The following is a 12,697-nucleotide window of genomic DNA, read 5'->3' on the forward strand; positions in this document are numbered from 1 at the left end:
ATAAAAATGGGATGTACTTTTTGAATACCCCCTTTTTGGCCAGTTGGACGGAACGATCACGGTTGTACGGAATCGTTGAATGATCTTTTAAAATTTTATAACACATTATAATTTAAGGACTTACAAGCGAAGTTCGATTCCCGTTCTAAAACATCTTCGTGTCCCGATGATCCGCGCTTCAAAAAAGGTGATTTATTCAGCTCATCCGACGCACATAACTCATAGCGGTCGCATATAATAGAGCTTGCTTTTTTTTCCTCAGCAAGACTTAGTTCATTAACTGCTAGGAACCGGTACTGTGATCTGATTGAGCACACTGTTGTAGATGTTCACGTTTGTCTCATCGGTATCAATGGACACGATCAAGCTGTATCGCACCGTATCATTTGCTCTCTTTAAAGACTTCCTTGTTTTATACCAGCCATTTTTGGGATAAACTGCGATGACGTTTTGTAGCGCCAAGTCCGCGCCGGAGGTGGTAACGAAATCCTTTTTCAAGCTGCCCCGATTTCTTGAAGTTTTAAGCGACCACTGCTCGCCTTTTCGGTCAACAGCCTCAGCTTCCTCAGATTCTTCTTCTGATGCTTTGGAAACTCGTTTTTTAAAGGTATCCAAATCTTCAGTAGCCTTTATCAACATAAAGTCAAGCCCATGCGAATGATATTGAAAATTATTCGCCCATCGGCGGTCTCCCGGATTGGGTTCGATAAAATAAGAGAGCGTAATTTTCAGTCGGACATTTGCTGCTGCCAGTTCGTTCATCAGAATTTCCGCAGGCCAGGGTAACTGATAAAGATGATAATCGTTGTATTTAGGATCTTTGGTTCCTTCCTGTTCGAATGGCTTGATCGATCTTTCCATTACAAGATTAAGACTATTTGATGCAGAGTAAAGCGCTCTTTCCAAATTTGGAACCCCATAACCAAATCTCCTTAACAACAAGCGCTTTTCGTTGGTCGAAGCAGGAAAGGTCCTTTTGTTTCCCAGCATTCGCGGTGAGTAATCCGCGGAATGAACCATAAGTGCACGAATCGTTTCCGGCCACAATTCTGGATATTGAGTCGCTATCTCTGCCGCCATTTTTGACGCCAGGGCGGCAGCACCACTAGTGTCCCCGAACAGTTGAAATCCCTGGTCAAGCCTTTTGCTGGTACTAATCAACTGGAGAGAATCCGAATTTGAGACATTTTTCTTATTGGTAGTCAGGTTGCCGCCCTCCATGACGATATCAGGTTTGATTGGCCATTGGTTGTCCCAAATCAGCGAAGTCGAATTGGAAGGCGACATTCCTCCTCTCGGCGCGAGCAAAGTGAACCCGGGATCTTCGTCCGGATCGAGTCGATCTTTCATAGTGTAAGTGCCTACCGTTAGGGCATTATAAGATTGTCCGGGATCGTGGATACTCGAAGTATCATTCAAATCGGTGTAGTCGTCGTGGTTGTTCGTAAAAACATTGCCACTGCTGATAATAAACAATTGTTCCTGTTCGAAATTCTCAGCGTTGCCGAAAGCCAATTTATCGATCATAGCCGACCAGGAAGATGGACGGCCACGCTGTGCGGTATCAGGATCACAGATACTAAGGCAGAAAATGCGCCTGTTGTCCGGTTCAACACTAGCGGGTAGGTTTACGGCATTTTGCATGATTACGCCATATAATTCTGGATCGTTCACAACGTCAAATTGTTTGACCTTAAACGATTCCAATCCATATTTGATGGTAATCCTTGATGGCGTAGTAAAGGCATCGGTAAGGTCGCCATACAACGCTAATCCGGCCATTCCTGTACCATGACCTCCCTGATGCCAGCTGTCATGATTTCCCCAGGCCGAATTATAGGAATACATTCGGTTATTGGGTAAAAAAGGCTCAATTAATGGGTGGAGATTATTAACGCCGGTATCAAGTAAGCAAATCAATACGGCATTGTCGTCGAGCTCGACATTCGTCCGGTTAACCAGATCCTTCACCCAATCCTTCTTACTGGTGTATCCCTCACGGGTGAAACAATCAGCAGTTTCCTGAGGATTGCGTAATTCCGCCAGGTTATCCAATAACAATAACGAGGATGACAGCTGATTTGCCGTAGCCTTGACTAACCTAACCGTGTGTTCCGGAAAAGTCAATATTGAACTACCGACCTGAGCGCCAATCTCGCGCAGGTTATCCATAACACGTCTTGTTCTGAACACATCATTATCTGTGCGCCTGAACCAAACTTCCCACCATCGGTTTTCCTCAGGATCAGGGAACGGCATTAAGAACTCGTCACTCCAAAACTCACGCAGGGTTGCCATTTGGATCAGGCTAAGGTTCGCAAAAAGCTTATTGTTCTTAGGTCCGTTATTTACTAATTGCCCGTCTTTATTGGTTTTGATGTTATCTTTCGCGGGGTCCAGATAATCCTCCACATACTTGATAAAGTGGCTGATACCACCTTTGGTCATCATAACAAGCGTTTTAAATCGCTCAGAAGGAACTTCATCATCAGAGACTTCTTTCGTAACCTTTAAAATCTGGTATTTAGGTTTCGCGGTATCACTATGAAGACTTGAAAAACTTAGCGGGAAATTCCATTCGGAAACAAACTCCACGTAAATGGATTCATCCTGTACGATATTGGAGGGCAAAACTTCATTTTGAAGTTGCTCAAAATCTTGCTGAAGCTGATTTAACTGATTTAGAATTTGACCACCGTGAATGGCGCGATTCTGACTGGCAATTTTGGCGGGATCGACAACGGTATGTGGGTATTGGTAATCTTGGTCGGAGGAAAATCCTTCGAGTTTGATATGCGGTAAATTCGGAATAATTGGCATCAGATCTGTTTCTTGTGAAGGGCCTGGTTAAGTAAAGATAAAGATAACGAATTTCTATCGTTCAAAATCATATACTTAATGACCTCTTCACAGGCTTTAACCAGATCAGAATAGTTTAAGTTTTTGGCGACTTCAGCAAGAAGGTCGAAGTCGGGAGTTTCGTCAAAATCAAAGAATGCGGTTTTGTCGCGCAGGATCTGTGCCGCTTCGTCGATTGTTGGTAACGGATATTTGATCACTTCATCGAAACGGCGGAACAAAGCCTTATCCAGCGAATCCGGAAGATTGGTCGCCGCAATAATGATGCTTTCGCTCTGATCCTTCTCAATGTTGATCAAAAAGCTGTTGAGTACTCGTTTTACTTCACCAACGTCCTGGCTCAGGTGACGGTGAGATCCGATAGAATCAAATTCATCGAACAGGTACACCGCACGTTGTGAGGGCATGGAATCGAAAATCATTCGAAGCTTGACAATGGATTCGCCCATGAACTTCGACATGATCCCATCCAGCCTTACAATAAATACAGGAATGCCCAGTTCACCCGCAATGGCTTCCGCGGTCATGGTCTTCCCGCATCCGGGAGGCCCCATCAACAGCAGTTTGCGCTGTGGAGCAAGGTTGTGTTTCCTTAATATTTCAGACTTGCGCTGCTCATCGATCACCCGGGTAAGGGTCGTACGTAACTCAGGCTCGAGGATCATGTCCTTCAGCGTGACCTGCGGTTGGAAAATATCGATGAGCTCCGCGAGTTCGCGTTTTTGCGGAGAAAGATGAACGGTTTTATTCCGGTCCAGTACATGATGTGACCGTTTCTTTTTGGCCAGATCAATGAGATCCCTTAGCTCGGCTGCGATGTTATTGTGGCCCTGGCGCGCTTCAGAGGCAGCTATTTGTATAGCCGAAGAGAAAAAACGATCCTCATCACCCTCACCGAATGATTTGATCAAACTCTTTATTTGTTCCGCAGCCGCCATCGCGCAAAGTTAATGATAAAGTAGGATTGTTGCCGGAATATACGTAATTTATACAATAACAAGCCCTAAACCTACTAATTTATTTAGTTGAACGCAATTCCGCCCCATTTTGTTGTACCCGCGTGCGGACGTGCATAGCGAAATTTACGAAAATGAATTTCAGAGGATCTAAAACAGGCCGAGCTCGCCTAATTTCGTGGATGACGGCAAAGGAAGCGATTCAAAACTCCGGCAAAAAATCAATCTATGGGGACAGTTTTACCCGGCGTAATTGAGGAAATGATCATTGCGGCTAATGCTAATGTGGATGATTATAAGAATGCTCGAACCATACACGCTATCAATAAAGAATAACTGAACATTATCTATCTGTTGATTGACAAATAATGTTTATATGAAGAATATTGTGACGTAGTTTCTTTGTAATAACCTCCTCATTCCTTACTTTTACATTAATCATTTGAAATCAAACAGCCTATAAATAAAAGTGAGTTTTAGGAGAGTTGCTTTTATAAGAGTTAGTAAAATATTGACAATGAGCGAGTAGTGAACGTAGTTCATGTCCCGTCCATTCCGCAGAAAAGCATTTTAAAAATGTTCAAAAGCCTTTAAATCATGCGATTTAAAGGCTTTTTGTTTACCTCAAAATATTAAATTATCCCTGTTTTGATGCCTTGGTTTGATTTTTGTAACTTTGCTTTATGTCGAAAGCGGAAACACTTCAAGATTTTTATCAAAGAAAGGTTAACTGGCTGCCCGGTAACCTTCAGCAAAGCATCGGTCACTTTAATGTGTTCAGGATTGAGGATTGTATTGGCCCTAATGCAAAGCAGGTAACCTACAGCCGCCGTACTTTTTATAAGATCAGCCTGATGCGCGGCGATAACATTATTCATTATGCCGATAAAAGTATCAAGCTTTCGGGTTCAACGCTGATGTTCTTCAGTGCCATGGTACCTTATACATTTGAGCACATGTCTGATGACCGCACTGGTTTCTTCTGCATATTTACCGAAGAGTTTTTTCTGGAGAAATTCAGGACAGGCTTAAGCGAGTTTCCGATGTTTGGGCTTAATGCCAAGCCGGTTTATGCCTTAAATGATGAACAGGACGCTTATGTAACCGCTCTTTTTCAGAAAATGCTGTCTGAGATTAATACCGAGTATGCTTTTAAATATGATCTGCTCCGTAATTATGTTACGGAAGTAATTTATTATGCGCTTAAAACGGAACCATCCGAAAATGTTTATAAGCATGTAGACGCTAAATCGCGCATAACATCAGTATTTACCGAGCTGCTTGAAAGGCAGTTCCCTATTGAAACCCCTTCACAGCGGTTTGTATTGCGATCGGCCAATGATTTTGCACAACGGCTTTCGGTGCATGTAAACCATCTGAACAGGGCAATTCGCGAAACTACCGGCAAAACCACTACCGATCATATTGCCGACAGGCTGCTGAGCGAAGCCAAATCATTATTAAGGCATACAGACTGGAACATTTCTGAAATTGGTTATTGCCTGGGCTTTGAGGAGCCGACACATTTTAATAACTTTTTCAAGAAACAAACCCAACAAACACCAAGCTCGTTCCGAAATGTTTGAATTTTGTAACCTTTGGTTTGATTAATGTAATGTGCCCCCTTTGTTGCTGCTGTAACTTTGTTTTATCTCAAATAAACAAAGCAAACAATTTTTATGGACAACAACAAAGTATGGTTTATTACCGGGGCTTCGAAAGGTTTTGGCCTCAGCTTAGTAAAACAACTACTGGATGCAGGACAGCTTGTTGCCGCTACTTCCAGAAATTTACAGGAATTAACCGCTGCGGTTAATACAACAAGCAATAATTTTTTACCCCTACAAGTCGATCTGGTAAGCGATAGCAGTGTATCGCTTGCATTACAACACACCTATGAAGCTTTTGGCCGTATCGATGTAGTGATCAACAATGCCGGCTATGGCATTGGTGGAGCTATTGAGGAACTTAGTGATGCCGAAACCCGTATGGCATTTGATGTAAACGTATTTGGTATGCTGAACGTGATCCGTGCGGCAATGCCATACCTGCGCAAACAGCGCTCAGGCCATATCATCAATATTTCATCTATCGCAGGTATTACAGCTAATACCGGCTGGGCAATTTATGCAGGGGCCAAATATGCGGTGATCGGTATTTCGGAAGTGCTTGCTGCTGATGTTAAGGAATTGGGCATTAAGGTAACCGTGGTCGCTCCCGGCGCTTTCCGCACCAGTTTTCTTACTGCAGGATCGCTTTCAATTACTGGCAACCAAATTGATGATTATACAGAAGTGCGCGCCATTCATAACAAATACCTCAAAATGGACGGCAAGCAAGCCGGTGACCCGGAAAAGGCTGCAACTGCTATTATCAACACAGTTTATGAAGAGAACCCGCCATTGTACCTTTTATTAGGTGGCGATGCATACAATCGCGCTTTGGCAAAGCTTGATACTTTACACAATGAAATCAGGCAGTGGGAGGATGTAACCTGCTCAACTGATTTCTAAATTTTATTCCGTTTACCCTATATCTACCTATAAACACCAAATGGAAAGTATCAAGGATAAAGTGATTGTAGTAACCGGTGCCAGCAGTGGCATCGGCGCATCTGCTGCCCGCAAACTGGCACAACTTGGCGCTAAAGTGGTTTTGGCTGCCCGCCGGGAAGATCAATTGAAAAACCTGGCACAGGAAATTGGCGAAAATGCAATTTATGTAGTAACCGATGTTGCCAGGCGAACTGATCTGGATAACGTCATTCTGCAGACCATAGCCAAATTTGGCCGAGTTGACGTAATGTGGAACAATGCCGGCATCATGCCCATCTCTTTTTTTGAAGAAGGTCATGTTGATGAATGGGACAAAATGATCGACATTAATATTAAGGGCGTATTGTACGGGATTAATGCTGTGCTGCCCCACATGCTTGAACGCGGCCAGGGGCATATCCTCTCCACGTCATCGGTTGGTGGTTTAAAAACGTCGCCGGGCATTGGCGTTTACAGCGGTACCAAGTTCGCGGTTAAGGCTATTATGGAAACCCTGCGTGAGGAAGTTGCCCAAAACATTAAGGTAACCACCATTTACCCCGGCGCAACTAAATCCGAATTAGGACATGATATTACCAGCCCTAAGATTAAGGGCTTGTACGGCAACCTTGCCAACATGCCAAAACTTGATGAGGAGGCTATAGCCAACGCGGTGATTTACGCTATAAGCCAGCCGGATAATATCTCCGTTAACGAGGTGGTGGTACGGCCGCTCGGACAAACACGATAGAGCAGGTTGAATTCATCATAAATCGGTGGAGTCATAGCCTATCGGTGAAATCCCAAAAGGCAAAATAGGTGAAAATCATAAACAATCATTGAAATAGTAACAAGTAAAATCAAAATCTATCAAATACAACATATGGAAAACAACAAAGTATGGTTTGTAACTGGTGCCTCAAAAGGACTGGGACTTGCCTTAGTAAAAAAACTATTGAATGAAGGCTATAAAGTAGCCGCTACATCGCGCAATTTAAGCGATTTGACCAAAGCAGTTGACACGCAAAACGAGCAGTTTTTACCCCTCTCCGTTAACTTGACCAGCGAAGACAGTGTGCAGGAAGCCGTTGAGCTTACTGTAAAAACTTTCGGAAAAATTGACGTTATTGTCAACAACGCCGGTTACGGCTTATTAGGCGGTATTGAAGAGCTTACCGACCGCGAGGCCCGTGATAACTTTGAGGTTAACGTATTTGGATCATTGAATGTGATCCGTAAGGCGTTGCCTTATTTGCGTGCTCAAAAATCAGGTCATATTTTAAATGTATCGTCGATAGGTGGTTTCACCGGCGCGTTTGCAGGCGGAGGTATTTATTGCGCCACCAAGTTTGCCGTTAATGGTTTCTCCGAAACATTATCAGCCGAAGTTGCACCGTTTGGCATAAAGGTTACCATTGTACAGCCGGGTTATTTCAGGACCAACTTCCTGTCGGCCGGTTCATTGGCGGTCCCTCAAAACCAGATAGCCGACTATCAAAACGTTCGCGATACAGTAAATTTTCACCAAAACGACATGGACAAGCAACAAGCCGGCGACCCTGAAAAAGCAGCCGAGGCTATGATCAGCATAACTAACGAAGCTAACCCACCGCTAAATTTATTTTTGGGCGAGGATGCTTACGGTCTGGTTGAAAAGAAGCTTGCCTTCGTTCAAAACGAATTAGCAACATGGAAAGAACTAACGCTTTCAACAGCAATACAACAATAAATGCTCATCATTATATAGGTGTATGGGTTACCCGCGATGGGTTTATACGTCACGAATTTTTGCCTAACGGGCGCTACACTGAGGCCCGAGGCGACAAACAAAATGCCTACACAGGTTACTACAGTGTATTAGGGAACCACGTTGAATATCTTGACGATACCGGCTTTACTGCCGAAGGCGATTTCAGGGACGGGGTGTTTTACCATGCCGGCATGGTATTGTACAAGGAAACGGCATAACGAATATATTAAATCAGTTATCATTTCTGCCAACCCGGCCCGGAAATGTATCTAAACAGAAATCTCCTGCACCATGCCTTATAAAGTATGCATGGTGCAGGAGATTTCTCTTTCATGTGACTTACAAGGGGCATTCCTTACACTGTCGCAATTATTAATGATATGTGTGGTTCCGATAATCTGCCTATCCTTTCAAATCGGCCAGCTTTTCGGCCATTACCTCGCTGATCTTCCGGTATGAATCAAATGTCCAGCCGGCAACGTGAGGGCTTAACAGCACTTTGCCGCTTCGTTTTAATTCCTCAAACCATTGTTGCTCGGCAAGGGCCGGGAATTTTTCAACCTCCAATACATCCAACCCTGCCCCTAAAATTTTGCCTTCGCGTATGGCGTTTAGCACGGCACTTACTTTAGCAGTTTTGCCGCGTGAGGTGTTTAAGAAAAAGATAGGCTTTTTAAAATGGAACAGGTATTCATCATCCACCAGCCCGTCGGTTTCTGCAGTTAGGGGGATATGCAGGCTCAGTACATCGCTGTGCTTTACAATTTCTTCCATGCTTACCTCGCGCGCATATTTATCACTGAAGCCGGTTTTGTATTTATCGTAAGCAATAACATTTACCTGGAAGCCCGAAAGTTTCCTGGCAAAGCTGCTGCCCATATGGCCGTAGCCGATAATACCTACTGTTTTACCTTTTAGCTCGTAACCCCGGTTAGCCTCGCGCAGCCACTTCCCCCCGCGAATTTCGGCGTCGCCGCGGTTTAGGTTGTTCATTAATGACAGCAGTAAACCTATGGCATGTTCGCCTACGGCATCTGAGTTGCCTTCGGGTGCGTTGATGAGTTTTATACCTTTTTGAGTAGCATAATCTTCATCAATATTATCCATACCAGCGCCGGCGCGGGCTATGAATTGTAGGTTGGTAGCTGCATCAAGCACGGCTTTATCCACCCTGAATTTTGAGCGGATCACCAACCCTGCATAGTCGCCTATGATTTGCATGGCTTCGTCAGGCTTAATCAGCGGACGGTAATCGCAGGTGTAACCCTTGGCCTCGGCCATCTCCATGAAAATGGCATGCACATCATCAACAATAAGAATATTATTTTTCAACGTTGTATCGATTTTTATAAGAGGCCAAATTTACAAAATGCCGGGGTATTAGCCGGCAGGGTTTTATAACAGGGAGGTGATTTTTAAGAATATGACACTAATTCCCCGAATTAAATCGAATTACACGAATTTTATTTTTTGATGTAAGGCATCTAAGTATATCAATTCGTGAAATTCGATAAAATCCTTCTTAACCAGTAATGCATTTGTGTATAAATAAAAACGTCCGGCATCTTTCAATGCCGGGCGCTCAATATTATTAATAATTTGCTTAGTTAGCCGGTTGCGATACGCTTGTATACTTATTATCAAGGCTGATATAATCGGTCATGATTTGGCCGGCTTCGCGTTTTACAAAGTCAAGGTCTTCGTTTTTAGGTTTGGTTTGACCCTTTTTAAGGGCTGGCAAACCTAATGCTATCCGACGCAGGTTGTTACGCTCAAATGATTTCGCTTCATCATCGTCACGTTGTTTCTTCAAATCAGATTCTTTTAACGATACGCTGTCATCGGCATCATGTTTTTTGAAATCAGCAATATCTTCAAGCAGGTATTTATAGCTGTCGCTGCCGGCCATGCGTTGGTCGTGCAGTTTTTTTAGCTGTGGCAGTACGCCGGTAAAATCGCCTGTTTTGGTATAATCTGTTTTGGCAATGATGTCAAAAGGCATTGCTGATGGTTCGGTATCTTCGCCATATTTATCCAATGGAATAACCGATGGGAATGAAATATCAGGTGTTACCCCTTTGTGCTGGGTTGAATTACCGCTGATACGATAGAATTTAGCTATGGTAAGATTAAGTTGTCCGTAAGTGCTTTGGCTGCCCGTTGAGGTTGTTTTTTTACCGCCGCCAACAACGCCTGCAATTTTTTCACGAAGTGAAGAACCAATCACCCTGTCAAGATCGATAGCGCTTTGTACCGAGCCTTTACCATAAGTTTGGGTTCCCAATATTAACCCGCGACCGTAATCCTGGATAGCGCCTGAGAAGATTTCAGAGGCCGAAGCGCTGAAACGGTCAACCAGTACCGCCATAGGGCCGCTATAGGTGATGTCCGCATCTTCGTCTTTATCAATTTCCACCTGGTCTTTAGTGTCACGCACCTGTACTACAGGGCCGGTTTTAATGAACAGACCGGTAAGCTCAATAGCTTCCATCAATGAACCACCACCGTTTTCACGCAGGTCGATCACCAGGCCATCTACATTTTCTTTCTTTAACGAGTCAAGGATTGCCTTAACATCGTGGGTGGTACTTTTATAGTTAGGATTACCTGCTTTATAGTCGTTAAAGTCAATGTAGAAGGCAGGGATAGATATTACACCTATCCTAACCGTTTTACCATTGCTGTTGTAAGTGCGGATCTCTTTTTTGGCCGATTGGTCTTTCAGGATGATCTTCTCACGTACCATTTCAACCACTTTGGGCTTGCTTGATGCATTTGCACCGGCAGGCAATATTTCAAGCCTTACCGTTGTGCCTTTAGTACCGCGGATGATAGCGATGGCATTATCAACACGCCATCCCACCACGTTCTGGAATTCGCCGGTTTTACCCTGTGCTACTGCAACAATACGGTCATCGACGCTTATCTGGTGGCTTTTATCTGCAGGGCCGCCCGGTACAATGGTTTTAATGGTTACATACTCGTTTTCCACCTGTAGTGAAGCACCGATCCCCTCAACCTGGCGCGACATTTCGATATTGAAATTAGCTGCGTTTGACGGGTTAAAGTAATTAGTATGCGGATCGATAGCCTCTGTAAAGGCGTCCATAAAGTATTGAAAAACGTCCTGGTTTGATAGCTTGTTGGTTTGTGTTAACAGGTTTTCGTAACGTTTCTTAAGTGTTTCCTTGTTTTTGGCCATATCTGCATTGGCCAGTTTCAGGTTTAGCAAATCGTATTTTACGCGCTTGGTCCACATGGCATCCATATCGTTTTGCGAAGCAATCCATGGCAATTTATCACGATCATAAACAAAGGTTTCGGTTTTATTGAAATCGAAGTTTTTATTGATCTGCTCAATTGAATATTTTACGTGTTCGATATACCTTTTTTGAAAAACGTTGAAGATATAAAAAGCATCGGCCAGGTTGCCGGCTTTAATATCATCATCAAGTACAGTTTTATATTTTTCAAAATCCTTGATATCTGATGCTAAAAAATAGCTGTGGTTCTCGTCGAGCGATTTGATATACCGGTCGTAAATGATGGCGGATACTGAATCGTTCAGCGGAACTTTTTTATAGTTGTAGTTAGAGATTAATGATGCTACCTGCTTACAAACAAGGCTTTGCTGTTCATCGGGCTGTAAATCATTTGAACCTGCTACTTTAACAGGTTTGGATGGTGATGCTTTACAGGCGAGGGCTGCGCCCAGCACCAATAACAAATATACTTTCTTAAACATATCTTTTACTGTAGTTAAATCGGGGTTGGTGTAAAACATCAATACTTGTGCCTATTATTAATTTGCTAATGTAAAATAAAAAAGAGACAGTCAATATGCTGTCTCTTAATTACTAATAACAATAATACGATTATGTTTTACTAATAGTATGCAGGCAGCACCATTTTACGTTTTTGTTACAAAAAAATACTATTTGTTAACCGGTTTGGTAATTGTACCTGCATCGGCGGTTTCGGCAAAGTGGGTTTCGGTGTGCAGCGTATTAAATTTATTGTCCTGTAAATAGCGCGTTTTTTTCTCTACAGTAGCCAGGTCAAAAGTCAAACCGCGGGTAACAGCCAGTTGGCGGGCTTCGGCCAGATCTTGTTTAGCTTGTGCGTAATCGCCGTAATCGGCTTTTACAGTTGCCAGGTCAAGCAGGTTGGCTATGGTATGCCTGTCGTCGTTTTGCTGGCGCGATATAGAAATACTTTGCAGCAGGAACCATTTGGCCTCGGCCAGGCGGTTTTGCTTCATATACATCTGGGCCAGGTCGCTAAAGTTGTAGCTGGCGGCATTATATACGTGAAAACGCATGTTGTGCTGCGCGGTTTTCATAACCGATTCCTCGATCATGGCCAGCACATATGGGGTATGTTCAATAGTAAACGGGCGGATCTTTACTTTAGCCAATGCAGGAGCGGGCAGCCTTTTAATAGAGTGGCTTTGTGCATAAGCCATTTGCGGAGACCGGGTACGCTTATTGAACGGCTTGTAATACCATTGCGCTGATGCATCGAACCCAACAGCGCATAAAATAATAAGTAGGAAATATCTCATTTAATCTTTTTCCTGGGTTTAAACTGTTTATTTT

Annotated in this window: 10 protein-coding genes; 5 read left to right on the forward strand and 5 right to left on the reverse strand. The window is 43.5% G+C overall.

Annotated elements, in window-relative coordinates; all coding sequences use genetic code 11:
- Positions 1-276 precede the first annotated feature (276 nt).
- Both IEX80_RS22480 and IEX80_RS22485 read right to left on the reverse strand, forming a co-directional pair.
- On the reverse strand, positions 277-2,820 hold the full coding sequence (locus tag IEX80_RS22480) for a S8 family peptidase (protein WP_229701726.1): 2,544 nt from the start codon (positions 2,818-2,820) through the stop codon (positions 277-279).
- The gene (locus tag IEX80_RS22485) at positions 2,820-3,797 is read right to left on the reverse strand and encodes an AAA family ATPase (protein ID WP_188834225.1); all 978 of its coding nucleotides are present in this window, start codon (positions 3,795-3,797) and stop codon (positions 2,820-2,822) included. Before IEX80_RS22485 ends, IEX80_RS22480 begins: the two co-directional genes overlap by 1 nt.
- A 701-nt stretch (positions 3,798-4,498) precedes the next feature.
- Here IEX80_RS22485 and IEX80_RS22490 point away from each other — a divergent pair.
- The 5 genes from IEX80_RS22490 to IEX80_RS22510 all read left to right on the forward strand — a co-directional run bounded on the left by IEX80_RS22490 (position 4,499) and on the right by IEX80_RS22510 (position 8,317).
- The gene (locus IEX80_RS22490; RefSeq protein WP_090531134.1) at positions 4,499-5,401 is read left to right on the forward strand and encodes a helix-turn-helix domain-containing protein; all 903 of its coding nucleotides are present in this window, start codon (positions 4,499-4,501) and stop codon (positions 5,399-5,401) included.
- Between the two features lie 93 nt (positions 5,402-5,494).
- A complete protein-coding gene (locus IEX80_RS22495) occupies positions 5,495-6,328 on the forward strand; it encodes an oxidoreductase (protein WP_188834226.1) in 834 nt (277 codons plus the stop codon).
- A gap of 40 nt (positions 6,329-6,368) precedes the next feature.
- Positions 6,369-7,100, forward strand: coding sequence for an SDR family oxidoreductase (locus tag IEX80_RS22500; RefSeq protein ID WP_090531128.1), 732 nt, complete (start codon positions 6,369-6,371; stop codon positions 7,098-7,100).
- 132 nt (positions 7,101-7,232) lie between these two features.
- Positions 7,233-8,078 carry an oxidoreductase gene (locus IEX80_RS22505; RefSeq protein ID WP_188834227.1) on the forward strand — a complete coding sequence of 282 codons (846 nt, stop codon included), beginning with the start codon at positions 7,233-7,235 and terminating at the stop codon, positions 8,076-8,078.
- The gene (locus IEX80_RS22510) at positions 8,039-8,317 is read left to right on the forward strand and encodes an Atu4866 domain-containing protein (protein WP_090531122.1); all 279 of its coding nucleotides are present in this window, start codon (positions 8,039-8,041) and stop codon (positions 8,315-8,317) included. Before IEX80_RS22505 ends, IEX80_RS22510 begins: the two co-directional genes overlap by 40 nt.
- Positions 8,318-8,501: 184 nt before the next feature.
- On the opposite strand, the gene IEX80_RS22515 is transcribed toward IEX80_RS22510, so the two are convergent.
- The 3 genes from IEX80_RS22515 to IEX80_RS22525 all read right to left on the reverse strand — a co-directional run bounded on the left by IEX80_RS22515 (position 8,502) and on the right by IEX80_RS22525 (position 12,663).
- Positions 8,502-9,431, reverse strand: a complete 930-nt coding sequence (locus IEX80_RS22515; protein ID WP_090531120.1) for an NAD(P)-dependent oxidoreductase — start codon at positions 9,429-9,431, stop codon at positions 8,502-8,504.
- A 271-nt stretch (positions 9,432-9,702) separates the two neighbouring features.
- On the reverse strand, positions 9,703-11,844 hold the full coding sequence (locus IEX80_RS22520; protein ID WP_188834228.1) for a carboxy terminal-processing peptidase: 2,142 nt from the start codon (positions 11,842-11,844) through the stop codon (positions 9,703-9,705).
- Positions 11,845-12,033: 189 nt separating this feature from the next.
- The gene (locus IEX80_RS22525; protein ID WP_090531117.1) at positions 12,034-12,663 is read right to left on the reverse strand and encodes a tetratricopeptide repeat protein; all 630 of its coding nucleotides are present in this window, start codon (positions 12,661-12,663) and stop codon (positions 12,034-12,036) included.
- Between the last annotated feature and the right edge of the window lie 34 nt (positions 12,664-12,697).

The sequence above is a fragment of the Mucilaginibacter rubeus genome, from assembly GCF_014643835.1.
GTDB lineage: Bacteria > Bacteroidota > Bacteroidia > Sphingobacteriales > Sphingobacteriaceae > Mucilaginibacter > Mucilaginibacter rubeus.